A 24,549-nucleotide genomic window follows, 5' to 3' on the forward strand; every position below is an offset into this window, starting at 1 on the left:
AGATGTCAGCGGCTATTGTTGCTGCTGCTGTATGGGTTTTTGCAGAAGCGTTGCGACCGGCGAAATCACCGGGTTCGGCCAGCTGCCGCCAATGAAGAAGGGCAGCATCGGCAGTTCGTCGGCGTCGGAGGGGGAGGTCGCCTCGATCGCGCCGGAAAGTGCCAGTCCGTTGGTGCGGAACGGAACGACACCGTTGAAGCTGATCGTTTCATTGCGGCCCGTAATGGCTGCGTTCTGTACTTCGGCGGAGCCTTTCGCAAAGCTTGCGTCCGCGTTGATGCTGTCGAAGTCGAACGACGAGTCGGCGATGTCGCTCATCCGGAAGAATGCCTTCTGGGCGGCGAGCGTCCGGAAGGTCGCGAGATCGAATTGGCGGAACGACCCTGCCGACGAGGAGAAGTGCAGGGTACCGGCAACGTCGCTGAGCGTGGCAACCCAGATCGGCTTCGAGGTACTGAGCGACAGATCCAATGATGCCGATGAAGGCATGGGCAGGGGACCGATCAGCTTCAGGCGCGTGAAGAGGCCGCCGAAATCGGCATTTCGAATCGATATCTGCAATTTGCCGCCGCCGTCGAAGTCGCCTGGTGCGACCTCAAGATGCGCGGTCAGCGAACCGTTTTCGAAACCGCTGTCGCCTATGTCGAATTTCGCCTTGCCGCCTGCCACCAGCAGACTGGCGCCGATATTATCGAACTGGAATGGGCCGAGAGCCGCCTTGCTCGACGAGAGCCGCAGGTCGAGGTCGAGCCGCTGCAGCGGGTTGCCGTTCAGTAGGGCATCGATGGCGGTTTGGGCGGCCAGACGCATGGAGAAGGCGGCAAGGAAAGGATTGAGGTTCATCTGATCGAAAGCAAGCGTGCCGGAAATCTTCGGTTTGCCCGCTTTCGTATAGTTCAGGTCCATGATGCCGGAGGCAGCGGAATCGTTGACCTTGAAGCTCAGATTGTTGAAGCGCAGGCCATTGTCGATCGCTGCGATATTGGCGCTGAGCGAGATATTCTTGAGGGCGTCGGCAGCCGGCAGGCGCTGACCGCTCCAGGCGATGAAGGAGGGAACGTTCGGCACGCTCAGATCCAGATTACCCGAGAGCGCCGAAAAGTCCGATATGCTCGTGATACCCGTATAGGTCCAGCTGATCATCGGCGAAACGAACTTGGTCGTGGTGTTTACATTCTTGCCGGCGAAGAAGAGCAGGGGCTGCGCTGAATCGAAATTCAGCTTGATGTCCTGACCGTTGAAGCGGGCAAGAATGACCGCGCTCAGCGACTGGGAAAGCCGTGGCCATGCGATGTCGGCATTGACTGCGCTAAGCTTATAAATATTGCCGCTGCGCTCGTCGGCCATCTCGATGCTGCCGTCCTCGATTGTCAGCATGCCGATGGCTGCATCCTGTTCCTTGCTCATCCGCATGCCGTCGCCGGAGGAGGCCTCGGCCTGCTCAATCGCCTTGGAAAGGCGGCCTTCGTTCGTCCAGTCGATCAGGCCATTCTCGTCGCGGCGGACGTAGAGGATCGGACGCACGAAATGGAATTCGTGAAAATGCGCTTTCCCGCGGATCGCCGCCCACAGCGAGAAATCCGCAGAGAGGCTATCGACATGGCCGAGGACCTTGCCGTTCTTCGACGGTTCACGGATGGTGACCTGATTGAGTGTGACGCGCGGCGTCGGCCAGAAATCGAGCGTCGGATCGCCTTCGATCTGGGCGCGATATCCCGTCCAATCCGACAATGCCTTCTCGATGCCGGAGCGCACCAGGCCGCTTGAAATCAGAAAAGGTGCGGTCGCTCTGAAGACAGCGAACACGATGAGGATCGTGAGAAGAATGATGCCGGTCGTGCGAGCGAAGGCAGGCAGCCAGCGCGAGGCCGAACGCATCGTCAACCGCCACTTGTTATTTTTCGAAGCTCTCATGATCCCGAGGAGACTCTTGAACTGATGGGGATAATCTGCCTGAGTTTGCCGGATATAGGAAATGTTTGCCGGATGCAAACATCACGCACTGGCAATGCCCATGACACCGTGTTTTATAATGCGCTGCAACATCGCTAGATAGAGCGAAAAGCGGGGAGAGAAATATGCAGGATCAGCAGCCGCTCTGGACGCCGTCGGAGGAGTTTCGCCGCCAAAGCCCGATGTTTGCCTTCATGCAGGAGTGCAACCGCCGTTTCGGCCTTTCGCTGGCGGATTTTGCCGGTCTCCATGCCTGGTCCATCGCCGACCGTGAAAACTTCTGGTCGGCCGTCTGGGATTTCTGCGGCGTGAAGGGCAAGCGCGGTGAGCGGGCGCTGATCCACGGCGATGTCATGCTGGAAGCCCGCTTCTTTCCCGATGCCGAGCTGAACTTCGCCGAAAACCTGCTGTCGCGGAGCGGCGAGGGCGATGCACTGGTGTTCTGGGGTGAGGACAAGGTGCGCGATCGCTGGTCATGGGACCGGCTGGCCGCTATGGTGTCGCGCCTGCAGCAGGCCTATCGCGCCGAGGGTATCGGCAAGGGAGACCGCGTCGCGGCCATGATGCCGAACATGCCGGAAACCATCGCCTGCATGCTGGCGGCGGCATCGATCGGCGCGATCTGGTCCTCCTGTTCTCCGGATTTCGGCGAACAGGGTGTGATGGACCGTTTCGGCCAGATCGAGCCGAAGCTCTTCATCGCCTGCAGCGGCTACTGGTATGCCGGCAAGCTGCAGGACGTCACCGCCAAGGTCAGCGCCATCGCTCAGCGCCTGAAGGCGCCTGCCGTCGTCGTGCCCTATGCCGGCAATTTGGAGGCGGTCGTTGCGGCGACGCCTGGTGCGCGAACCCTCGACGATCTGGTTGCGCCCTTCGAGGCGAAAGCGGTCGAGTTCGAACCCGTCTCCTTCTCCCATCCGCTGTTCATCCTGTTTTCCTCCGGCACGACCGGTGTCCCGAAATGCATCGTGCATTCGACGGGCGGTGCACTGCTGCAGCTCATCAAGGAACATCGTCTGCATTGCGGCGTCGTGCCCGGCGAAAAGGTCTTCTATTTCACCACCTGCGGCTGGATGATGTGGAACTGGCTGGTGACGGGCCTCGCCGCCGGCGCGACGCTCTGCCTCTACGATGGATCGCCTTTCGCGCCTGACGGCAACATCCTGTTCGACTATGCGCAGGAGGAGAAGTTCGCGCTATTCGGCACCTCCGCCAAATATATCGATGCCGTCCATAAGAGCGGTCTGACGCCGAAGACCTCGCACGATCTTTCGAGCTTGCGGCTGATGACCTCCACCGGCTCGCCGCTGTCGCCCGAAGGCTTCACCTTCGTCTATGAGGGCATCAAGGATGATATCCAGTTGGCTTCGATTTCCGGTGGCACCGATATCGTCTCCTGCTTCGTGCTCGGCAACCCTCTTCAGGCGGTCTGGCGCGGCGAAATCCAGGGGCCGGGCCTCGGCCTCGCCGTCGATGTCTGGAACGACGAAGGCAAGCCTGTGCGCGGCGAGAAGGGCGAGCTCGTCTGCACCAAGGCCTTTCCCTCCATGCCGGTCATGTTCTGGAACGATCCGGAGCGCGCCAAATATCGGGCAGCCTATTTCGAGCGCTTCGACAATATCTGGTGCCACGGCGATTTTGCCGAATGGACGGAGCATGGCGGTCTCATCATTCATGGCCGCTCCGACGCGACGCTCAATCCCGGTGGCGTGCGCATCGGCACGGCCGAGATCTACAATCAGGTCGAGCAGATCCCTGAGGTTCTGGAGGCGCTCTGCATCGGCCAGGATTGGGACGATGACGTCCGGGTCGTGCTTTTCGTTCGCCTTGCCGCCGGCATCTCCCTGACCGAGGATCTCGTCAAGGCGATGAAAACCCGCATTCGCTCCGGCGCCTCGCCGCGCCACGTGCCGGCCAAAATCATCGCCGTTGCCGATATCCCTCGCACGAAATCCGGCAAGATCGTCGAGCTCGCGGTGCGCGAGGTGGTGCACGGCCGCCCGGTCAAGAACAAGGAAGCGCTCGCCAATCCGGAAGCGCTCGATCTCTTCGCCGGGTTGGAAGAACTCAAAAGTTGAGTTCAGCCCTAAAACTGAGGGGCAAACGATCGCCCTTATTTGGTAACCCGGCGTTAAGAAAGCTTGGTCAAAGGTAAAGCCAACTTGAGGCCGTTCGCATGAGCTTGAGCGGATTGGAGCCATTCTCGGCTCCCGAGACATGAAGTTCCCCGACTCGAGCTTGCTTTCGACAGCAGAAACTCCAAAGGCAGCGCAGTTCGCTGCCTTTTTTTCGTTTCGCCCCGCATGAAAACGCGTCTGCTCTGTACATTGCGGCATTGAGCAAGTATGTGCACGCCTGAAGAAGAGGTTCGCGACGTGCGAACCACGATGATCGCCGCCTGATGGTGCGCGAAGAATTCCGAAAGACAGATGATGACTGAATTCGAAGGCATCGCTCCTGCGATTGCCCAGGCTTTGGCGAAGCGCGGGTATGAAACGCTGACGCCGGTGCAAAAGGCGATGCTCGATCCGGGCCTCGCCGGCAAGGATGCGCTTGTCTCGGCCCAGACCGGCTCGGGCAAGACGGTTGCTTTCGGCCTGGCGCTGGCGCCCGGCCTGCTCGATGGCGCGGAACGGTTTGGTCCCGCCGGCGCGCCTCTGGCGCTGGCGATCGCGCCGACCCGCGAACTGGCGCTGCAGGTGCAGCGCGAGCTGGAATGGCTCTATGGGCTGACCGGCGCGACGATTGCCTCCTGCGTCGGCGGCATGGACATGCGCACGGAGCGACGCACGCTCGAGCGTGGCGCCCATATCGTCGTCGGCACGCCCGGCCGTCTCTGCGATCATATCCGCCGCAACTCGCTCGACATATCCGAATTGCGCGCCGTCGTGCTCGACGAGGCCGACGAAATGCTCGATCTCGGCTTCCGCGAGGATCTGGAGTTCATTCTGGAAGCCGCACCCTCCGAACGCCGCACCCTCATGTTTTCCGCGACAGTGCCGCGCTCGATCGCCAAGCTCGCCGAAAACTATCAGCGCGACGCCGTGCGCATCGCCACGGCTTCCGAAGCTAAGCAGCATGTAGATATCGAATATCGCGCCCTGACCGTGGTGCCGAGCGACAGGGAAAACGCCATCATCAACGTGCTGCGCTACTATGAGGCGCGCAATGCCATCGTCTTCTGCTCGACGCGCGCCGCCGTCAATCACCTGACGGCCCGCTTCAACAATCGTGGCTTTTCGGTCGTTGCACTCTCAGGCGAACTCAGCCAGAACGAGCGCACGCACGCGCTGCAGGCCATGCGCGACGGCCGCGCCCGCGTCTGCATCGCAACCGATGTTGCCGCTCGCGGCATCGATCTGCCGGGCTTGGAATTGGTCATTCATGCCGATCTGCCGACCAATCCGGAAACGCTGCTGCATCGCAGCGGCCGCACCGGCCGCGCCGGCAACAAGGGCGTCAGCGCCATGATCGTGCCTCTCAGCGCCCGCCGGCGCACCGAGCGCCTGCTGGAAGCCGCCCGCATCCGCGCCACTTGGGCAAAGCCGCCGTCCGCCGACGAGGTGAGCCAGCGCGACGATGAGCGCCTTCTCGCCGATCCGGTCTTTACAGCGCCGCCTGCCGAAGACGAGCAGTCGATCGTCCGGCAGCTGCTGGAGCGCCATGGCGCCGAGCAGGTTGCGGCTGCGTTCCTGCGGCAGTACCGCGCCGGTCATTCCGCGCCCGAGGAATTGCAGGACGTGCCGGCCGAGGGCGAGCGCCGGAAGCCGCGCCGGGACGATTTTCCCGTTACGCCGCGCGATGAGAGTGCAGGGCGGAATGACTTTACCGACGGCATCTGGGTGTCCCTGTCCGTCGGACGCAAGCAAAATGCCGAGCCGCGCTGGCTGATCCCCATGCTCTGCCGCAACGGCAATCTCACCAAGCGCGACATCGGCGCGATCAAGATGCAGCCCGAAGAAACCTTTGTGGAGCTCTCGCCGGAGAGCGCTGAGCGCTTCCTTTCTGCCATCGGTCCGGACAAGACGCTCGAGCGCGGCATCCGCGTTAAGCCGCTCGCCGGCGCGCCGGATTTCCAGGCCAAGCGGGAAGGCGGCTTCGCGAAGAAGAAATCCTTTCCTGAGAAGGGCGCCCGTTCGAATGATGGACCCAAGCCGAAGTGGAAGTCCGACCGCAAGCCGGAGAGGGCGCATGCAGGTGAGGGCGGCGTTTCCGAGCGCTCGGAGACGAAGCCTTGGGCCAAAAAGCCCGGCAAGCCGAATTTCGCCAAGAAGGACGGCGGCCCGCCAGCAGGCAAGCCGAATTCGAGGGCCAAGCGCAAGGCTGCGCGGGCTCAGGATTAATTTCTGTCACGAGTTCAAGGGGCGGCGGCCCCTTGGCGCTGTCTCCGCATCTTCCGGCAAAGGGAGAGCGATATCCGACCACGGTTACTCGAAGAAGATCAAGCTCGACGGCGTTGGTGGTAGTGGCTTCACCCTCACATTTTGAAAACCGGCAAGCCTAGCCATCTTGACCAGGTCCTTCTGCGTGTAGGCCTCGCCTCTTGGCGTACCGGCCAGCATCTCCCATGAGAAAGCGGCCGGGAAGGGCGGCGAGACGAGATCGTCGTTCGGCACGAAGTCCACCGCAACCGCCTTGCCCTCGGCGCTCAGGCTAGCCCGGCTCTTCCTAAGCAATCCCGCGCAGGTTTCGAGGTCGAAGTGATGCAGGAAGTTCGGCAGCAGGATAAGATCGTAGTCCGTGCCCCAGTCCACTTCGAATGCGCTGCCGGGAATGACCTCGTAGCGTTCGGCGACGCCAAATTGCTGCGCGTTTTGTTTGGCCAATTCCAGAACGGAGCCCCAATCGACCGCAACGATCTGGGCTGACGGAAAAGCCTTCGCCATCTCGATCCCGAAAAGCCCGTGCCCTGCAGCGATATCAAGTATCTTCCTTGGCTGCATGGGCAGGTTGGACATTTCTCTGGCGAGGCTGATCGCGCTGCCACCTGTGAACGCGCCCATGCCGCGAGCAAATTTTACCCAAACCGGATTGTCCGGAGACATGTTTGCCAATCCAATGGACCCGCCGTTGCGGACATAGGAAGTCGGATCGTCCAGGATCTGCTTGAGAATTTCCGGTGCTGCCAGGAATTCGATGGCCGCGCCCATATAGGCTGGTGAGTGCCGGTCGAGGAAAACTCGGCTGGATGGGGTCAGAGCATATCGATCGCCTGCTTTCGTGAGAAAGCCGTTTACAACGAGATAGTCGCACAGAATGCGCACGCCTCTTTCGGCTGCGTTTGTTGCGGCCGCTAAGGATGCTGCATTGCTGCCGTCACCAATCAAGGTAAAAAGATCGAGTTCTATGGCGGCTACGATGGCGGCCGTCTTTCGGCAGGCAAACATCGCATCGACTACTAGATTAGGTGAAACTTCGCCTACGTCTGCTTCTACTGCCGTCGTTGACATTGAATCCCCCTTATGTGCCCAATGACCGACCGGAATAGTCGGTCCCAAGAATGAACTATCTCACAAAAGCCGACTGATTTTAAGTTTTCCATCGATAATACTGAAAGGATACATCAGATATTCTTGACCGGTGGCGCGACCGAAGCATCAAGGCTCCCATCGTCGCTGCAGAAACTTCGCAACAACCACGCCATTACGCACAATTTGTAAGCGGCTGCGGAAATCCGGGAAATGTCTGCATGATGCAGCACGGGTTATTCGGCTTGACATTTGAAGCGCGTCTGGCAGAAAATCGATCATGGGGTTGCGATCACCCCACGAGGCTACGGCTGAAGAATCGCGTCCGTAAAACCGAGCCAACGGAGGACGCGCTATGCCGTCATTTCTGGAAATTACACCCGACAAGCTCAATCGTATTATCGGCACGCCCAATTTGCCGATGATCATCGACGTTCGCAACGACGAGGATTTCGCTGCCGATCCCCGTCTTATCCCTGGCTCCGTCCGTCGCGACTATCGAAGGATAACCGACTGGGCGAGCGAACTAGCGGGGCCTGCCATCATTCTCTGTCAGAAAGGACAGAAACTCGCTCACGGAGTGGCCGCCCATCTGCGCGTCGTAGGAAAGGAGGCGGAGGTTCTGGAAGGCGGGTTCGAAGCGTGGCGCAGCGCGAAGTACATGCTGGTCGCCGGGGAAAAGCTGCCTCCGCGAGATGCCAAGGGACGGACGGTATGGGTAACAAGGGCGCGGCCGAAGATCGATCGCATCGCTTGCCCATGGCTGATCCGGCGCTTTATCGATCCATCAGCGATCTTCCTGTTCGTTCCCGCAACCGAAGTTGCGGCTGTCGCCGATCGCTTCATGGCAACGCCATTCGATATCGAGGATGTCTTCTGGAGCCATCGGGGCGAGCTATGCACCTTCGATGTCATGATCGAAGAGTTCGGCCTCGGCAGCGAGCCTCTGCTTCATCTTGCAACCATCGTTCGCGGCGCCGATACCGCCCGGCCCGACCTGGCACCTGAAGTGTCCGGCCTGCTTGCGGCCTCGCTGGGGCTTTCGCGAATGTTCAACGACGACCTGCAGCAGTTGGAAGCCGGCATGACGCTTTACGACGCCTTCTATCGTTGGTGTCGTGACGCGACGGAAGAGAGGCACAACTGGCCAAATCCGAGGAAGATGTAAACGACGATGACCGATCTCGTAAAAAATGTAGCCCAGCGATCAAGCGCGGCTGATCGGGATATCGTTCCCCTCCAGGAGGCGGTCAGGGTCTGGGCCCGTGTTGCCGCCCTGAGCTTCGGCGGACCGGCGGGACAGATCGCCGTCATGCACCGTATCGTCGTCGACGAAAAGAAATGGGTGGGAGAGCACAGGTTCCTTCATGCCCTGAACTACTGCATGTTGCTGCCTGGCCCCGAAGCGCATCAGCTCGCCATCTATATCGGCTGGTTGCTGAACAGGACGCTGGGTGGGATGATCGCCGGCATCCTGTTCGTCCTGCCGGGCTTCCTGGCAATTCTCGCACTCAGTTATGTCTATGTCCTGTTCGGGAACCTGACCTTTATCGAAGGGATGTTCTTCGGGCTCAAATGCGCCGTGCTGGCGGTCGTCATCCAGGCCGTCTTTCGTATCGGCAGTCGAGCCCTCAAGAGCAGAGCTATGGTTGCTTTGGCCGCCGCCGCCTTCGTGGCGATCTTCTTCCTGCATGTTCCGTTCCCGATCATCATCGTCGGAGCCGGACTGACCGGCTACATGGCCTCCCGGGCAGGGGTCGCTGCCTTCAAAACGGGCGGCGGCCACACGTCTGGCTCGGGGGCAATTCTGGAAGACAAGGACTCCGTTCTTGGCGAGGATATCCCTTCGCATGCCAGACCAAACCTCGCCTGGTCTCTTAAGACGTCAGGTGCGCTGGCGGCCGCGTGGCTCATTCCGGTTGCGGCTCTCCTGATGACGGCTGGTCCAGACAATGTCTTTTCGAAAATCGGGATATTCTTCAGCGAAATGGCAATCGTCACCTTCGGAGGTGCCTATGCCGTGCTGGCATATGTCGCGCAGGAGGCCGTGCAGCAGCTGGGCTGGCTGCGTCCGGGCGAGATGCTGGATGGCTTAGGGATGGCAGAAACGACGCCTGGACCACTGATCATGGTCACGCAGTTCGTTGGTTTCCTGGCGGGCTATCGCAACCCCGGCGCCCTCAGCCCTCTTGCGGCGGCAACTTTCGCTGCCGTGCTGACAACATGGGTCACTTTCCTGCCGAGCTTCCTTTGGATTTTCGCAGGCGCGCCCTTCATCGAGAAGATGCGCGGCAATGTGGCGCTGACCGGCGCCATGTCGGCGATAACGGCAGCCGTCGTGGGCGTCATCCTGAACCTTGCTATTTGGTTCGGGCTCCATGTGCTGTTCCGCGAGACCACGAGCTTCACCTATGGCTTCTGGACGATGGATCTGCCTGTCCTGACCTCGCTTTCATTGCCCTCGCTGGTGCTGACCCTTTTGGCCGCCATCGCCATCTTTCGCCTGAAGATGTCGGTGATCTCGACCTTATTGGCATCTGCCGCTTTGGGGGTCGGCTGGGCGGGGTTCGTTTCCTGATAGCAGAGGCCTGCGCGCTCTCAACCACGTGAGGTCAGCCAAACGCCCACCAGCGTCACCGCCAACCCGACAAACATTGCCGTTGTCAGCGGTTCGGAAAACAGAGCCCAGGCCCATAGCATCGTCACGGGCGGGCTGAGGTAGATCGCTGCGCTGACCTGCGCGACGGGGAAGAGCCGCAGGCTGGTATAATAGACCGAATAGGCGACGAAGGTTGCGATCAGCACCAGCCATATGATGCCGATCATAAAGCCGCGCGTCATCGGCGGGGCTAGATCGCCGTGCATCATGGCGCAGATGCCGAACAGCACCGAGCCCGTCAGGGTATGGATGCAGAGGCTTTGATGAACGGGCATATGCCCGGTCCGCCGCCGCTTGTGCAGAACCGATGCGAAGGCAAAGATCAGCATGGACCCGACTGTCAATCCGTAGGCCCAGATCGGCGCGGAACCGAAGGTGAGGCTATCCAATGACACGATCAACACTCCTGAGACTGCGATCGCCGTTCCCAGCCATTGGCGTCCGCTCAGCCTCTCCCCCAGCAGGGGTTGGGAGAGGGCCGCGATCGCGAGCGGCAGGAGATCTGAGATCAGCGCCACCAACCCGGTCGGCACCCGCTGTTCGATCGCCAGCGCAAAGCCGCCGAGATAGAGAAAGACCGACATCACCCCGAACAGCATCTGCTCGGCGATTGCGCGCATCCGCATCCGCGGGCCGATCGAGAGAGCAAGGGGGAGCAGGATCAAACCCGACAGAAGCGTTCGCCAGAACAGGAGCAGCATGACGCTGGTCTCCCGGCTGGCATAGCGGATGCCGACGAATCCTGAGCTCCAGCTGACGATCAGCAGCGCGGCCATCAGCGGCCAAAGGAAGCGCCGCTGGTTCGGCGCGGTCCGGGAGAGGCTTTGATCGATCATCGTGTTCTCGATTGAATGGCCGCACTGCCAGCCATAGGCGAGCGGCCGTCGGATGACACATGACAAATATCGATCAGGCCATGACATTTCAGTCTCAAAGGTCATGGCAATTTGCCAGATCCCGCTAGAAAGGGCATCCTTTATACACGACCATGACCGAGCCCAGTTTTTACCATGACTGAATTGACAAGCCGACGATTGGAAATCGATGCTCTGCGTGCCCTGTGGGCGATCCGCCATCATGGCGGCATTACCCGAGCCGCCGAGGTTCTGGGCCTGTCGCAATCCGCCGTCAGCCACAAAATCAAGCGGCTGGAGACCAGCCTCGATTGCGATCTCTTGAGCCGCAAGCCCGGAGCGCCGATGTTCACCCCTGCCGGCGAGGATTTGCTGGATTATGCCGGGCGCATCCTCGGCCTGCATGACGAGGCGCTTCTGAGCCTCTCGAAGACATCGCTCGCCGGCCGCGTCGCCCTCGGCCTGACGGAAGATACGACCTGCACCGACCTCGCCCGCATATTGGGGCGCTTCCGCCGCCTGCACCCGAATGTCTCCGTGCGCACCAAGGTCCGCATGAGCCTCATCCTTCGGGCAATGCTGGAGCGGGGAGAGCTCGACGCCGCCATTATACAGGTCTTCGCCCATGAGGTTCGCCCGACCGATCTCGTTCTCTTTCGCGAGCAGCTGCATTGGGTCAAACACCCGGATTTCGCCCTGTCGCCGGAAGGCCCGGTGCCATTTCTATCCTTCGATGACGAATGCTTCTATCGTCGATGGGCGCTCGATATCGGGCAGGATGGCGGCGTGGTGCTGGAAACCGTATTCGAATGTGCAAGCGCGGCGGGGATCGTTGCCGCCGTAACCTCCGGCCTGGGCGTGGCCTTGCTGAACGGCCGTCACTTGCAGCCCGAGATGGAGATCATCACCCAAGGCCTGCCTGTGCCGCCCGCCTTGGCCTATGTGGTCAGACGCGGCCGAAGGGTGAGAAATCCCGCGCTCGATACGCTGGTCGGAGAGATCGAGAGCGAGATCAGCCGCTATGGGGGGCTGGCTCTGGTGAGCTAGAGCAATTCCAGGAAAAGTGCGGAGCGGTTTTCCGTCCGGAGTTGCGTAAAAACAAAGAGATAGAGCATTTTCGCGATTCGAAGAAAAGCGAAACGGCTGTAAGCGGTGAGACGATTGTCCAGCAGGACAAGCCATGTCTCCGCGGGTGCATTCGTCGAATACTTGCTGATGTTCGAAGGGCGAAGCCGCTTCGAAGGTTTGCAGGCATTGCTCGACTGAGGCACAATGCTGTTCTCGACCAGGCAGCGAATGGGGCCTCATCATGCTGATCGGCTCATGTCATTGCGGCAAGACGGGCTGGACGCTCGAAGGCGATCCAAGCTCGATTACCGCCTGCAACTGTACGCTCTGCCGGCGCTACGGCACGCTGTGGGCCTACGACTACGAAGGAGTGCGGGTCTCCGTCACCGGGCAGACCGCCTCCTATACTCGCGCCGGCAAGGACAAGCCGTCCCTCGAAATACTGTTCTGCCCGTCCTGCGCCTGCGTCGTGAGCTGGCGAGGCCTAAGACTGCAAAGGAATGGCCGCCGGCGCATGGCCGTCAATGTTCGGCTGGCGCCGCCCGATCTCGTTGCCGACCTGCCGATCGATCATTTCGATGGGCTCGATACGTTCGAAGATCTTCCTTCCGACGGGCGATGCGTGCGCGACCTCTGGTTTTGACGCCGAGCCGAAGTTTTTTCAGTTCGCCAGTACCCTCGGCGAGGGGAAGGTGATCTCGACCAGCGTGCCCTCGTTCGGGGCCGAGTTGATCGAGAAGGTTGCCCGGTTGGCGTCGACCATGGCCTTGGTCAGCGGCAGTCCCAGGCCGGTGCCGTCGCCGCGTTTGCGGGAATTGGTCGAAACCTGCCGGAAGGGCTTCATCGCCTGCTCCAGCTCCGAGCGCGTCATGCCGACGCCGGTATCACGGATGCGCATCACGACGCTGCCATTGCCCTCATAGGAGGTCGATACGACGATCTGACCGCCCGACGGGGTAAAGCGGATGGCGTTCGAGAGAATGTTGAGCGCTATCTGCTTGATCGAGCGCAGGTCGGCAACGACATTCGGCACAGCCTGCGACAGGGCGGTGCGGATGATGACGCGCTGGCTGTTGGCCTGCGGCTGTATCAAAGACACAGCTTCGGTGATCGCTTCGTTCAGGCCGACAGAGGCGAAATCCAGATCCATCTCGCCGGCCTCGATCTTGGAGATATCGAGAAGATCGTTCACGATGTCGAGCACGTGCCGGCCGGAACGGCCGATATCGGTGGCATATTCGATATAGCGCGAGTGACCGATCGGCCCGAAGCGCTCGCCGGCCATCATGTCGGAAAAGCCGATGATGGCGTTGAGCGGCGTGCGGATTTCATGGCTGACACGGGCAAGGAAATCCGTCTTGTGGGCATTGGCGGTTTCCGCAGCGCGCTTGGCGTTGCGCAGCTCTTCTTCCGTGCGCTTCCATTGCGTGATGTCGCGGATGACGGCGCAGTAACCGTTCGAGGAATTCAGCCGACCCATGGTCATGAACAGCGGCACAAAACCGCCGGAAGCCTCGCGGCCGATCACTTCGCGGCCATCGTTCAGAACGCTGGCGACGCCATGGCCCGAAAGGCCGCCGAGATAATCGAGCACCGCCTTCTGGCTTTCATGCGCAAACAGCATGACGAAGGGTTTCCCGCGGGTTTCCTGATCGTCATAGTTGAAGAGTGCGCTCGCCGAGCGGTTCATCGAGCGGATCTCGCCGTCCTGGCCGATGATGATCACGCCATCCGTCGCCGTCTCCAGCGTCGAGCGCAGTTCTTCGATCTCTACCTGCAGCTTGGCGACCTTTTCGAGGATGCGCTCGGGGCGGGCTTCTTCAGGAATTGGCGGCGGGGCCGGCGGCTCGTTTCTTTCCACCGGCATCAGCGCCAGCATCAGGGCCGTACCCTCTTCCCAGCGGATCGACTGCAGCCGGGCCGTCACCGGCACCAGCGCATCATCGGCACGCACGACCATCATTGCGCCGGGCTGCTCGGTCTTGCCTTCGAGGTCGTTGCGCTGCAGCAGCGCATCCAGTCCGCCGACATGCTCGAGTTCATCGAGGCTGTCATAGCCTGTCAGCCGCAGGAACTCCGGATTGCCGTGGATCAGGCGGTCACCGGCATGGATGAGGATCGCGAGTGGCAGCTGGTCGATAATGTCGGGCGACAGGCCCGTGCGCATCTTCACGCGCGGTGGAATGGCGTTGTTCAGAACGTCGAGGGGATCGAAATCCTCCTCCGGCTCGGCCGATGCCGGCGTCACGTCGACGGTAGCCTCATCAGCCGTTTTCAGGCTGTTATCGTCCGTGGTCTCGACGAATGTCACGACCGGTGGCGACACTTTCTCTTCCGCACTTGGCGCGGCCGGCTGGTCATCGACATGGCCATTTTCATCGCTCGTTTCCGGGGTCTCGGGAAGGATCTCGTCAGCCGCATTCGGCTGCGGTGAACTATCGGCACCGTCTTCATGCCGCTCGTCTCGAGGCTCCTCTCCAGGCTGCTCCGCGCGCTTGCCCAAAGGCTCAAGCTGTCGGGCGATTTCGCGGAAGGCTGCCTGTTCGCTGAGCGAAAGGCCGCTTTGCGTCAATGTCCGGCGCTCGTGGAGACGGACGACCTTGTCCGACTCGCGGCGGTTCGGCGTCTCGGAAATCCGCAGGGCCGGGGGTTCATAATGCGAGGCTGTCTCGGCTCCGGTGGTATCCTGACCGGGGCTCTCCGTCTCTTCCGTTGCCGGAGGAGCTTCCGGAGCGGACTGCTCGTCCAATGCCGCCTCTGCTTCCTGGGCCATTTCGGCAACGGCCGCAGCGTCATTGGCGGCCTGTGTGCCGAGAGCCATGCCGCGCTTCATCGGATCTTCAATGGCATCCGCCAGACGGACGACCCCGAAGCCTCGGAAGCCGTCGAATTCGCGGCTGCGCGTATAGGTCGGCAGGGCGGCAAGATCGACCGGCACGGTCAGGCTCGTCCCTTCCACCGGCCAATAGATCGTGCGGCCGGACCATGTATCGCGCCGCGCCAGCAGTTCCGCGATCTTGCCATCCGGATCGAGATTGAAACGGCTCGCCACATCGGCAAAGGCGATACCGGCAATCTGAGCGGCATGCGGCCCCACCGCATCGGCAAATTCGCGCGAAACCTCGCTGAAACGGCCGGCGGCATCGATCTTCCAGACGAAACGGGTGGCGCGTCCGTTGCGCTTGAAATTGAAGCCTTGCGAGGGCGTGTTTTCGGTATCGGCATCTGCTTCCGGCGGAGGTGGTTCCGCTGCTGCGGTTTTCTCTGGGGCAGTGTTATCTCCGCCATTCGTCACGGTTTCCGGCGGATGCTCATCGGCATGAGCTTCGGTTCCGCTAGCTGCTTCGGTCGCGCTATCCGCATCGGCGGTCGCTTGCGTTCCGGCTGCGCTCGGACTTCCGGCGGCCGAGACTGCTTCCCCTGGCTCATCCTCCCGATATTCCGGAGTTTCGTCCAGCTCCTCAATGCCGGCCACCGCATCGATGATGTCGCCGAACGGGGCGGTCGAAGCGGGTCTTGGCTCTTCGTCCGGCGCTGCTGCTTCGAGTTCCTTGCGGGTTTCTTCCGCCTGCGGTTCCAGGGCCGCAGCGGGGCCGGCTTCATCGGCAAGGCTTTCCGTCGGGTCGAGATGGCCAAGCACCGTTTCCACGACGAACAGCAGGTGCAGGGCCGGGATTTCGGAGAGCTTGCCGATGGCGGCAGGCAGATAGCCGTGGCCCGTCGGGATCGGCCGCTTGATGAGGCGATCGGGCTGTGCGCCTGCCATCGTCGTCAGCATCCGCGCCGTCTGCGGCGTTACGCCGAGCGTCCTGAAGCCGGCGGAGGCGGTAACGATTTCGCCGTCGCGGCCGATGACGGCCATATGGGTATCGGGATCGTCGAATCCATCGATCATGCGCTTGGCGCATTCCGCCACCGCGAGCGGCTTCGCGGAGACCGGAGAGGAAAACAACACGGCCTCTTCGCCGGCCTGGATGCGGATGAGCTCCACGGCAGCATTGACGACGGCCCGCTGGAAACCCGAGGCCATGCGGATCAGGAATGTGCGCTGGTCGCCGACAGCACCGAGGCCGCGCGCGGTCGCCTCGATCTGGCGAAACGAAATGTCGCCGGACTTCGGACCCTGCTCGATGAAATCGTAAATAATATTATAGCCGAAAAGGTTGGCGCCGGCGGCATTTGCCCATAGCACGCGGTCCATGCCGGTCGAGAACATGACCATGGCTTCACCGCGCGCAAAACGTTCCCGAACGCGCGGATGCACGGCAATGTCAATGAACGGGTATTGAATTGCGGGCATTTTCCAACCTGTCTTGCGGGCGTAACCGCCTCTCGTGATTTAATAGTTTATTAATAACGGCGCCCTGCTTTTCGGTCCAGCGAGCGCCCCATTTTTCAGCCGGAAAGGTTAACGCCTTGTGCGGCGCACAAATATGTTGCACCGCACAATAATCTATATTATATACTCCTCACACAGGTTCACGACGGCCCCTCAGGGAGGGCCATTTTAGGAGCGTAATCATGGCTACTGTAAAGAAAGACGACGTTTTTTCAACGGCTGCATTCGACCCGTCCAAGTTCTCCGAATCCTTCCGCGACTTCGCCGAAAAGGGCGCCGCCCAGTCCAAGGAAGCCTTTGCCAAGCTGAAGGCTGCCACCGAAGAAGCAGGCAAGACAGTTGAAGCAACGGTGCAGACGGCACAGGCTGGTTCAGTAGAAATCGGCCTCAAGGCTATCGACGTTCTGCGCACCAATGCCGAAAGCTCGCTGGCTCACATGGAAGCCCTGCTGCGCGTCAAGTCCGTTGCAGAGCTCTTCGAACTTCAGACCGCTTTCATCCGCAAGCAGGCCGAAGTCACCGTCGAGCAGGCCAAGTCCATCCAGGACACCACCAAGAAGGTCGCCGAGAAGCTGGCAAAGCCCGCCAAGGATGCCGCTGAAAAGGCAATGGCCTCCTTCAAGGCCTAATCATTTCCGACAAGCCTCCCAAGGCACGAATGTCCCGTTCCCAGCTGAGAGCCTGGGGCGGGACTTTTCATTTGCTGAACAGCCGGCTGGGCCGGTATCTGGCCGCGCATCATCATTTGGATATCTGCAAAGCTTTTTCATATTGCGGGGAGATAGGACTTGAAATAATTTCAAAGTCCTCGTATGTCACCCCCGTTCGCGGCGACGCGAGCAAGTGCGGTTGTAGCTCAGTTGGTTAGAGCGCAGGTTTGTGGCACCTGAGGTCGGAGGTTCGAGACCCCCCAACCGTACCATTTTCTCTCCGGTTCGTTTGTAGAAGATGCCGACGCCTTTGACCTAGCGGGCCTATTTCCTGTCTTCAGGCTTCTTCGCGACATGGCCGGGCGATATCGGATCGCTTGCCGGAAAAGTCTCCTCCAGCGCTTCCTCCAGATAATCGTCCTGCTCCTTGTGTTCTTTCTCGTCCGGTTTCTGCTGCTTCTTGTCGCTCATCGTCCTGGCTCCCTGATCTCTCCGGAAAATACTAGGTCTCGTCCGGTCTTTGTCCAGCAGCAAGGCGGGGGTGGGGAACCGCGCACCTGTGGCGAATGCGTGCCGCATACCGAAATTATCTTGGAACCGTCCGCATCGCTCGTAGTTGTGTCCGTATCGGCAAGCAGACGAAAGGAACGGGCATGTCTGTACCGAACGAGCCTATCCCCGATGCACCTCCGATGCCGGAGCCAGGCTGGGCGCCGAAGCCGCCGATTGGAGAGCCGGAGCCGGACAGGTTGCCGGATGAGGCTCCCGTCCCTAATCCCGACGAGAACGAGGAGCCGCCGAAGCATGCGGAGGCTCAGCCGCCGCATGCGCCGTCCTGGTGGTGCAGCCTGATAGCCTGATGCGTGACCTTCGGCACCCTTTCAAAGGAAGATTCGCCGCTCCTCGCTGACCAGCTCCTGCAGAAAGTCCGCAACAGTACGCACGCGCACCAGATCGCGGGCGCTTTCATGATAGGTCGTCCAATAGGCACGCTTGATGGAGACATCCGGCAGAATGCGGACCAGCTCCGAAAACTGTCTGGCAATATAATCATGCAGAATGCCGATGCCGGCGCCGGAACGCACCGCTTCCGTTTGGCCGATCGCGGTGGAGATCTCGAAGGAGGCGTCCCAGCTGCGCATGATCTCGCCGGAAAAATTGAGCGATGCCGTAAAGATCAGGTCCTCGACATAGCCGACGCGCGGATGCAGCTTCAGCGCCTCGACGCTGTCGGGCAATCCGGCCTGCTCCAGATAGCCTTTCGAGGCATAAAGGCCCAGCGTATAATCCGTCAATTTCGATGAGACGAGGCGACCCTGCTCGGGACGTTCGAGCGTAATCGCGATATCGGCCTCGCGCTGCGACAGCGAGAAGGAGCGGGGAACGGGCACGAGCTGGATGCGCAGTTCCGGATAGCGGGCGATCAGCCGCCCGAGCCGCGGCGCGAGGAAGGAAACTCCGAAGCCATCAGGCGCGCCGATACGCACCGTGCCTGTTATGGCGCTGTCGAGGTGGCCGACGCTCGCCTGGGCGCGCAGCATTTCGGTTTCCATGCGCTCCGCCGCATGCAGGAAGATTTCGCCCTCAGCGGTCAGGTCGCAGCCATTGGTGCGCCGCACCAGCAGCCGCGTCTTCAGCCGCTCCTCCAGCGTCGTCACGCGACGGGAAAGAGTGGCGTGGTTGACGCCGAGCCGCTTGGAGGCGGCAAGAATCTGCCCGGTGCGCGCCACCGCCAGAAACATGCGGACGTCATCCCAATCCATTGGCATCCTCTCTTCAATAGGAAGGACTTTAATTTTTGCACAACGGTTGCTTATAGCAGCTCATTGATTTGTGCAAATTGAAGTGCCATCCTGTCAGCATCCAAGAAAACGAGGAGGCACATCCATGCGTGAGATCGGTCATTTCATCGGCGGCAAGCGCGTCGCCGGCACGAGCGGACGCACGAGCAACGTCTATAATCCGGCAACCGGCGAAGTGCAGGCGACCGTCGCGCTTGCCAGCGTCGAGGAAATCCGCGCCGCCGTCGAAAATGCCAAGGCCGCGCAGCCGAAATGGGCCGCCACCAACCCGCAGCGCCGCGCCCGCGTCTTCTTCAAGTTCGTCGAGCTTCTGAACAAGAACATGGACGAGCTGGCGACGCTGCTCTCGACCGAGCATGGCAAGACGGTCGAAGATTCCAAGGGCGATATCATCCGCGGCCTCGAAGTCTGCGAATTCGTCTGCGGCATTCCGCACCTGCAGAAGGGCGAATTCACCGAAGGCGCCGGCCCGGCGATCGACATGTATTCCATCCGCCAGCCGGTCGGCGTCGGCGCCGGCATCACGCCGTTCAACTTCCCCGCCATGATCCCGATGTGGATGTTCGCCCCGGCCATTGCCTGCGGCAACGCCTTCATCCTCAAGCCGTCCGAGCGCGATCCATCCGTTCCGATCCGTCTCGCCGAGCTCCTGATCGAAGCCGGCCTGCCGGCGGGCATCCTCAATGTCGTCAACGGCGACAAGGCTGCCGTCGATGCCATCCTGACGGATCCGGATATCGCCGCCGTTTCCTTCGTCGGCTCCACGCCGATCGCCCGCTACGTCTATGGCACGGCCGCCATGAACGGCAAGCGCGCCCAGTGCTTCGGCGGCGCCAAGAACCACATGATCATCATGCCCGACGCCGATATGGACCAGGCCGTCAACGCCCTGATGGGCGCCGGCTACGGCTCTGCTGGCGAACGCTGCATGGCTGTTTCGGTCGCAGTTCCGGTCGGCGAAGAAACCGCCAATCGTCTCGTCGAGAAGCTGGTGCCGAAGATCGAATCCCTGCGTATCGGCCCCTACACCGACGAGAAGGCCGACATGGGCCCGCTCGTTACCAAGGATGCCTATAACCGCGTCAACAGCCTGATCGACCGCGGCGTCGAGGAAGGCGCCAAGCTGGTCGTCGACGGCCGCGGCTTCAAGCTGCAGGGTTATGAAGACGGCTACTTCGTCGGCGGCACGCTGTTCGACCACGTCAAGCCTGACATGGACATCTACAAGACCGAGATCTTCGGGCCGGTTCTCTCCGTCGTCCGTGCCAAGAACTACGAGGAAGCCCTCGAACTGCCCATGAAGCACGAATATGGCAATGGGGTCGCCATCTATACCCGCGATGGCGATGCAGCCCGCGATTTCGCCTCGCGTATCAATATCGGCATGATCGGCGTCAACGTTCCGATCCCTGTTCCGCTCGCCTACCACTCCTTCGGCGGCTGGAAGGCTTCGAGCTTCGGTGACCTCAACCAGCATGGCACGGACTCCATCAAGTTCTGGACGCGCACGAAGACGATCACCGCGCGCTGGCCGTCCGGCATCAAGGATGGCGCCGAATTCGTCATGCCGACGATGAAATAAGCATCGTAATCACTGGCTCTTGTCGGCCGTCGTCCGGAATTTTTCGGACGGCGGCTTTTTTATTGCGTTTGTTTTCAACGGAGTCATCTTGTCACGGCCGCTGTTTTGATTTAGAACAAAAAGAGAACAACGGGAGGGCCGCGCCATGGCCATGACCTATCAGATCGACTATCTCGAATTTCCGTCGAAAGACGGCCTGAAGACCCGCCGCTTCTTCGAAGAAGCATTCGACTGGAGCTTTGTCAGCTACGGGCCGACCTACCATGTCATCGAGGCGGCCGGAATAGATGCCGGTATAGACGGGGATGCGGGAGAGGCCGCTGGAACGCCGTTGCCCGTCGTGCGCACCACCGATCTGGAGGCCGCACAGCGCGCCGTCGAATTTGCCGGCGGCGTCATCACCCGTCCGGCTTTCGATTTTCCCGGCGGCCGCCGTTTTCACTTCCGCGAGCCGGGCGGCTGTGAAATGGCGGTCTGGATCTCCGTGCCCTAGGTTTCGTGCATGGTCGGGCAGAGGCTGGCAAGGACTGGATCGTGGCTTTCGAAATAAGCTGAATATGAATTTCATATTTTGGAATTGTTCAAAACTGCGAAAGCCACTATATACGGGATCAGCCCCCTAAGCAGCCTCGATTCCAGGAGATCGGCATGCGCTTGACCAAGCAGACCAATTACGCAGTGCGCATGCTGATGTATTGCGCCGCCAATGAAGGCCATCTCAGCCGAATTCCGGAAATCGCCCGGGCATACAGCGTATCCGAGCTGTTCCTCTTCAAGATTCTGCAGCCGTTGACCAAGGCAGGTCTCGTCGAAACCGTGCGCGGCCGCAATGGCGGCGTGCGCCTTGCAAAGCCCGCGGCCGATATCAGCCTGTTCGATGTCGTCCGCGTCACCGAGGACAGTTTCGCCATGGCCGAATGTTTTGAGGAGGGCGTGGTGGAATGCCCGTTGGTCGATAGCTGTGGTCTCAACTCTGCGTTGCGCAAGGCGCTCAACGCTTTCTTCGACGTTCTGACCGAATATTCCATCGACGACCTCGTCAAAGCCCGGCCGCAGATCAACTTCCTGCTCGGCCTCACGGACAAGGATCACAAGGCGATTGCGAAGAAGCCGGTGGTCGCAGTCCCCGCAGCCTGATCAGTCATCTAAAATTTGGACATGTTTCGGTCCGCAGTTACTGCCGGTAGCTGCGGATTTTCGTTTGTATTGCCTGCTACCCGGGCAATAAATGGTTCGTGCATTGAAAGAGGAAAACGGCAAATCGTTCTGAATCTACTAAAAGCATGCAAATTTTTGCCAGAAAATTACCAATTCAGAGGTTTTTTCATCCAAAAATTTCCAAACTCCAGAAATTGGAAAAATTTTAGGCGGCACTTGTTGCTTTCAAACTTAAAATAAAGTTCCATCGGCGCGATCCGGATGGGAACCTCTGGTGGTGTCCACGGCTTCAAAAGAATAACAATCTGGGAAACGATATCATGAAAAAGATTTCTGTCCTGCTGGCAGTGACAGCCTTGGCTTCGGTCATGGCGACGTCCGCCTGGTCGAAAACGCTTGTCTATTGCTCGGAAAGCTCGCCGGAAGGTTTTGATCCGGGTCTCTACACCGGAGGCAACACTTTCGACGCCTCGTCGCGCACGGTCTACAGCCGCCTTGTCGAATTCAAGCATGGCAGCACCGAAATCGAGCCCGGCCTTGCCGAGAGCTGGACCGTATCTCCGGACGGCAAGGAATACACGTTCAAGCTCCGCAAGGGCGTGAAGTTCCAGACGAACGACTATTTCACGCCGACGCGGGATCTCAATGCCGATGACATCATCTTCTCGATCGGTCGTCAGCTGAATTCGGACAATCCGTGGGCAAAGTATGTTGCCGGCGGCTCCTATGAATATGCCGAAGGCATGGGCTTCCCGAAGCTCATCAAGTCGATCGACAAGGTTGACGACCTCACGGTCAAGTTTGTTCTGAACCGTCCGGAAGCTCCCTTCCTCGCCGACCTGGCGATGGACTTCGCCTCGATCCTCTCGAAGGAATATGCAGACAAGCTGCAGGCCGACAAGAAGATGGAGCAGATGAACCAGCAGCCGCTCGGCACCGGTCCGTTTGCATTCGTCGCCTATCAGCCGGATGCCGTTATCCGCTACAAGGCGAACGAAACCTACTTCAAGGGCAAGGAAAAGATCGACGATCTCGTCTTCGCGATCACGCCGGATGCTTCCGTCCGCGCGCAGAAGCTGAAGTCGGGCGAGTGCAACATCATGCCTTACCCGAACGCAGCCGACATCAAGGACCTCAAGGCCGACAAGAACCTCAAGGTTCTCGAGCAGGCCGGCCTGAACGTTTCCTACCTCGCCTACAACACGCTGGTGGCTCCGTTCGACAAGGTCGAAGTGCGCAAGGCGATCAATATGGCCGTCAACAAGCAGGCCATCGTCGACGCCGTCTTCCAGGGCTCTGCCAAGGTTGCGACGAACCCGATCCCGCCGACCATGTGGTCCTATAACAAGGACATCAAGGACGACGCCTTCAATCCGGAAGAAGCCAAAAAGCTGCTGGAAAAGGCCGGCGTCAAGGATCTCAGCATGAAGATCTGGGCTATGCCGGTGTCGCGTCCCTACATGCTGAACGCCCGCCGCGCTGCCGAGCTGATGCAGGCAGACCTCGCCAAGATCGGCGTCAAGGTCGAGATCGTGACCTACGACTGGGCTCAGTACCTGAAGCTCTCGTCCGCCAAGGACCGTGATGGTGCGGCTATCCTCGGCTGGACCGGTGACAACGGCGATCCGGACAACTTCCTTGACACGCTGCTCGGCTGCGACGCCGTCGGCGGCAACAACCGTGCGCAGTGGTGCAACAAGGAGTTCGACGATCTGGTGAAGAAGGCCAAGCAGACGGCTGACGTCAAGGAGCGCACCAAGCTCTACGAACAGGCTCAGGTCGTCTTCAAGCGCGAAGCCCCGTGGATGACCATCGACCACTCGGAAGAGTTCGTCCCCATGACGAAGAATGTCTCCGGCTACCATCAGGACCCGGTTGGCGTTCACCGCTTCGACGGCGTCGATATCGCCGAATAACGAAAAATCTGTGAAAATGCCCGGCTAGGATCGGGCGACCCGGCGGTCAGGCTACTTGCCTGACCGCCGGAAAAATTTGGACATCTGCCATGTTGCGATTTCTTCTCAGCCGGCTAGCGGTGCTGATCCCGACATTCCTCGGTGTATCGATCGTCGCCTTCTCCTTCATCCGCCTGCTTCCCGGCGATCCTGTCATGCTGCTGTCGGGCGAACGCGTCATGTCGCCGGAACGCCATGCACAGATCACCCACGATCTCGGTTACGACCAGCCGATGGTCGTCCAGTACGGCCGATATATCTGGAATGCTCTTCACGGCGATCTCGGCACCTCGATCACGACAAAGCGTGACGTGCTGACCGACTTTTTGACCTTCTTCCCGGCAACGCTCGAGCTGTCGATCTGTGCCATGATCCTCGCGATCTGTCTTGGCATACCGGCCGGCGTTTTCGCCGCAGTCAAGCGGGGCACATGGTTCGACCAGAGCGTCATGGGCGTGGCCCTCGTCGGCTATTCCATGCCGATCTTCTGGTGGGGCCTGCTGCTCATCATCATCTTCAACGGCTATCTGCACTGGACGCCGGTTTCAGGCCGTATCGGTCTCATCTATTTCTTCAAGCCGATCACCGGCTTCATGCTGATCGACAGTCTGCTGTCCGGTCAGAAGGGCGCCTTCTGGTCCGCTTTCAATTCACTGATCCTGCCGACCATCGTGCTTGGCACGATCCCGCTTGCCGTCATCGCCCGCCAGACGCGCTCGGCGATGCTCGAAGTGCTGGGCGAGGATTATGTACGCACGGCTCGCTCCAAGGGCCTCTCACCGCTGCGCGTCGTTTCCGTGCATGCATTGCGAAATGCGATGATCCCCGTCGTGACCACGATCGGCCTGCAGGTCGGCGTGCTGCTGGGCGGCGCCATTCTGACGGAAAGCATCTTCTCCTGGCCGGGTATCGGCAAATGGATGATCGATGCGGTCTTCAAGCGTGATTATCCGGTGGTGCAGGGCGGCCTGCTGCTGATCGCCGGCATCGTCATGCTCGTCAATCTTGCTGTCGACCTGCTCTACGGCTTCGTCAATCCACGCATTCGTCACTAGGAGCGG

General features: G+C 60.3%; 19 protein-coding genes and 1 tRNA gene. 14 read left to right on the top strand and 6 right to left on the bottom strand.

Annotation, left to right across the window (positions count from 1 at the left end):
- Positions 1–12: 12 nt before the first annotated feature.
- Positions 13–1,914, bottom strand: coding sequence for an AsmA family protein (locus C7U61_RS03195; RefSeq protein ID WP_106996926.1), 1,902 nt, complete (start codon positions 1,912–1,914; stop codon positions 13–15).
- A 164-nt stretch (positions 1,915–2,078) separates the two neighbouring features.
- Between C7U61_RS03195 and C7U61_RS03200 the strand changes: the two genes are divergently transcribed.
- Both C7U61_RS03200 and C7U61_RS03205 read left to right on the top strand, forming a co-directional pair.
- Positions 2,079–4,031: an acetoacetate--CoA ligase gene (locus tag C7U61_RS03200; RefSeq protein ID WP_106996663.1), complete on the top strand. Its 1,953-nt coding sequence runs from the start codon at positions 2,079–2,081 to the stop codon at positions 4,029–4,031.
- Positions 4,032–4,385: 354 nt separating this feature from the next.
- Positions 4,386–6,296, top strand: a complete 1,911-nt coding sequence (locus C7U61_RS03205) for a DEAD/DEAH box helicase (protein ID WP_106996927.1) — start codon at positions 4,386–4,388, stop codon at positions 6,294–6,296.
- A gap of 84 nt (positions 6,297–6,380) precedes the next feature.
- On the opposite strand, the gene C7U61_RS03210 is transcribed toward C7U61_RS03205, so the two are convergent.
- On the bottom strand, positions 6,381–7,403 hold the full coding sequence (locus tag C7U61_RS03210) for a class I SAM-dependent methyltransferase (protein WP_106996664.1): 1,023 nt from the start codon (positions 7,401–7,403) through the stop codon (positions 6,381–6,383).
- A 373-nt stretch (positions 7,404–7,776) separates the two neighbouring features.
- Here C7U61_RS03210 and C7U61_RS03215 point away from each other — a divergent pair, with 373 nt between their 5' ends.
- On the top strand, positions 7,777–8,589 hold the full coding sequence (locus C7U61_RS03215) for a sulfurtransferase/chromate resistance protein (RefSeq protein ID WP_106996665.1): 813 nt from the start codon (positions 7,777–7,779) through the stop codon (positions 8,587–8,589).
- A gap of 6 nt (positions 8,590–8,595) precedes the next feature.
- Positions 8,596–9,999, top strand: a complete 1,404-nt coding sequence (gene chrA / locus C7U61_RS03220; RefSeq protein ID WP_106996666.1) for a chromate efflux transporter — start codon at positions 8,596–8,598, stop codon at positions 9,997–9,999.
- Positions 10,000–10,019: 20 nt separating this feature from the next.
- Here chrA and C7U61_RS03225 read toward each other — a convergent pair whose 3' ends face one another.
- Complete coding sequence (locus C7U61_RS03225; RefSeq protein WP_106996667.1) at positions 10,020–10,916, bottom strand: DMT family transporter; 897 nt, start codon at positions 10,914–10,916, stop codon at positions 10,020–10,022.
- A 174-nt stretch (positions 10,917–11,090) separates the two neighbouring features.
- On the opposite strand from C7U61_RS03225, the gene C7U61_RS03230 reads away from it, so the two are divergent.
- On the top strand, positions 11,091–11,981 hold the full coding sequence (locus C7U61_RS03230) for a LysR family transcriptional regulator (protein ID WP_106996668.1): 891 nt from the start codon (positions 11,091–11,093) through the stop codon (positions 11,979–11,981).
- Positions 11,982–12,243: 262 nt separating this feature from the next.
- Complete coding sequence (locus C7U61_RS03240; RefSeq protein WP_106996670.1) at positions 12,244–12,645, top strand: aldehyde-activating protein; 402 nt, start codon at positions 12,244–12,246, stop codon at positions 12,643–12,645.
- Positions 12,646–12,663: 18 nt separating this feature from the next.
- Here C7U61_RS03240 and C7U61_RS03245 read toward each other — a convergent pair whose 3' ends face one another.
- Positions 12,664–16,302 (bottom strand): ATP-binding protein, encoded by a 3,639-nt coding sequence (locus C7U61_RS03245; RefSeq protein ID WP_106996671.1) that lies wholly within the window; start codon positions 16,300–16,302, stop codon positions 12,664–12,666.
- Positions 16,303–16,523: 221 nt separating this feature from the next.
- Here C7U61_RS03245 and C7U61_RS03250 point away from each other — a divergent pair, with 221 nt between their 5' ends.
- Positions 16,524–16,970: a phasin gene (locus C7U61_RS03250; RefSeq protein ID WP_069612335.1), complete on the top strand. Its 447-nt coding sequence runs from the start codon at positions 16,524–16,526 to the stop codon at positions 16,968–16,970.
- A 216-nt stretch (positions 16,971–17,186) separates the two neighbouring features.
- A tRNA-His gene (locus C7U61_RS03255) sits at positions 17,187–17,263 on the top strand.
- A gap of 52 nt (positions 17,264–17,315) precedes the next feature.
- Here the strand turns inward: C7U61_RS03255 and C7U61_RS19440 are convergent.
- Positions 17,316–17,462, bottom strand: coding sequence for a hypothetical protein (locus tag C7U61_RS19440; protein WP_181315773.1), 147 nt, complete (start codon positions 17,460–17,462; stop codon positions 17,316–17,318).
- A 182-nt stretch (positions 17,463–17,644) separates the two neighbouring features.
- Here C7U61_RS19440 and C7U61_RS03260 point away from each other — a divergent pair, with 182 nt between their 5' ends.
- Positions 17,645–17,851 (top strand): hypothetical protein, encoded by a 207-nt coding sequence (locus C7U61_RS03260; protein ID WP_106996672.1) that lies wholly within the window; start codon positions 17,645–17,647, stop codon positions 17,849–17,851.
- 21 nt (positions 17,852–17,872) lie between these two features.
- Here C7U61_RS03260 and C7U61_RS03265 read toward each other — a convergent pair whose 3' ends face one another.
- Positions 17,873–18,754: a LysR family transcriptional regulator gene (locus tag C7U61_RS03265; protein ID WP_106996673.1), complete on the bottom strand. Its 882-nt coding sequence runs from the start codon at positions 18,752–18,754 to the stop codon at positions 17,873–17,875.
- A 124-nt stretch (positions 18,755–18,878) separates the two neighbouring features.
- On the opposite strand from C7U61_RS03265, the gene C7U61_RS03270 reads away from it, so the two are divergent.
- The 5 genes from C7U61_RS03270 (at position 18,879) to C7U61_RS03290 (ending at position 24,543) form a co-directional block, all read left to right on the top strand.
- A complete protein-coding gene (locus C7U61_RS03270; RefSeq protein ID WP_106996674.1) occupies positions 18,879–20,375 on the top strand; it encodes a CoA-acylating methylmalonate-semialdehyde dehydrogenase in 1,497 nt (498 codons plus the stop codon).
- A gap of 145 nt (positions 20,376–20,520) precedes the next feature.
- The gene (locus tag C7U61_RS03275; RefSeq protein ID WP_106996675.1) at positions 20,521–20,868 is read left to right on the top strand and encodes a VOC family protein; all 348 of its coding nucleotides are present in this window, start codon (positions 20,521–20,523) and stop codon (positions 20,866–20,868) included.
- A gap of 155 nt (positions 20,869–21,023) precedes the next feature.
- A complete protein-coding gene (rirA, locus tag C7U61_RS03280; RefSeq protein WP_106996676.1) occupies positions 21,024–21,512 on the top strand; it encodes an iron-responsive transcriptional regulator RirA in 489 nt (162 codons plus the stop codon).
- Between the two features lie 341 nt (positions 21,513–21,853).
- Complete coding sequence (locus C7U61_RS03285) at positions 21,854–23,449, top strand: ABC transporter substrate-binding protein (protein ID WP_106996677.1); 1,596 nt, start codon at positions 21,854–21,856, stop codon at positions 23,447–23,449.
- An 89-nt stretch (positions 23,450–23,538) separates the two neighbouring features.
- Entirely contained in the window at positions 23,539–24,543 is a 1,005-nt protein-coding gene (locus tag C7U61_RS03290) for an ABC transporter permease subunit (protein WP_106996678.1), read from the top strand.
- The last annotated feature ends 6 nt before the right edge of the window (positions 24,544–24,549 follow it).

Source organism: Rhizobium sp. JAB6 (genome assembly GCF_003024605.1).
Taxonomy (GTDB): Bacteria; Pseudomonadota; Alphaproteobacteria; order Rhizobiales; family Rhizobiaceae; genus Rhizobium.

Bases quoted from the DNA above. Each gene is read 5' to 3' on its own strand.
- C7U61_RS03195 (WP_106996926.1), bottom strand. From the start codon at position 1,914: ATGAGAGCTTCGAAAAATAACAAGTGGCGGTTGACGATGCGTTCGGCC.
- C7U61_RS03200 (WP_106996663.1), top strand. From the start codon at position 2,079: ATGCAGGATCAGCAGCCGCTCTGGACGCCGTCGGAGGAGTTTCGCCGC.
- C7U61_RS03205 (WP_106996927.1), top strand. From the start codon at position 4,386: ATGACTGAATTCGAAGGCATCGCTCCTGCGATTGCCCAGGCTTTGGCG.
- C7U61_RS03210 (WP_106996664.1), bottom strand. From the start codon at position 7,403: ATGTCAACGACGGCAGTAGAAGCAGACGTAGGCGAAGTTTCACCTAAT.
- C7U61_RS03215 (WP_106996665.1), top strand. From the start codon at position 7,777: ATGCCGTCATTTCTGGAAATTACACCCGACAAGCTCAATCGTATTATC.
- chrA (WP_106996666.1), top strand. From the start codon at position 8,596: ATGACCGATCTCGTAAAAAATGTAGCCCAGCGATCAAGCGCGGCTGAT.
- C7U61_RS03225 (WP_106996667.1), bottom strand. From the start codon at position 10,916: ATGATCGATCAAAGCCTCTCCCGGACCGCGCCGAACCAGCGGCGCTTC.
- C7U61_RS03230 (WP_106996668.1), top strand. From the start codon at position 11,091: ATGACTGAATTGACAAGCCGACGATTGGAAATCGATGCTCTGCGTGCC.
- C7U61_RS03240 (WP_106996670.1), top strand. From the start codon at position 12,244: ATGCTGATCGGCTCATGTCATTGCGGCAAGACGGGCTGGACGCTCGAA.
- C7U61_RS03245 (WP_106996671.1), bottom strand. From the start codon at position 16,302: ATGCCCGCAATTCAATACCCGTTCATTGACATTGCCGTGCATCCGCGC.
- C7U61_RS03250 (WP_069612335.1), top strand. From the start codon at position 16,524: ATGGCTACTGTAAAGAAAGACGACGTTTTTTCAACGGCTGCATTCGAC.
- C7U61_RS19440 (WP_181315773.1), bottom strand. From the start codon at position 17,462: ATGAGCGACAAGAAGCAGCAGAAACCGGACGAGAAAGAACACAAGGAG.
- C7U61_RS03260 (WP_106996672.1), top strand. From the start codon at position 17,645: ATGTCTGTACCGAACGAGCCTATCCCCGATGCACCTCCGATGCCGGAG.
- C7U61_RS03265 (WP_106996673.1), bottom strand. From the start codon at position 18,754: ATGGATTGGGATGACGTCCGCATGTTTCTGGCGGTGGCGCGCACCGGG.
- C7U61_RS03270 (WP_106996674.1), top strand. From the start codon at position 18,879: ATGCGTGAGATCGGTCATTTCATCGGCGGCAAGCGCGTCGCCGGCACG.
- C7U61_RS03275 (WP_106996675.1), top strand. From the start codon at position 20,521: ATGGCCATGACCTATCAGATCGACTATCTCGAATTTCCGTCGAAAGAC.
- rirA (WP_106996676.1), top strand. From the start codon at position 21,024: ATGCGCTTGACCAAGCAGACCAATTACGCAGTGCGCATGCTGATGTAT.
- C7U61_RS03285 (WP_106996677.1), top strand. From the start codon at position 21,854: ATGAAAAAGATTTCTGTCCTGCTGGCAGTGACAGCCTTGGCTTCGGTC.
- C7U61_RS03290 (WP_106996678.1), top strand. From the start codon at position 23,539: ATGTTGCGATTTCTTCTCAGCCGGCTAGCGGTGCTGATCCCGACATTC.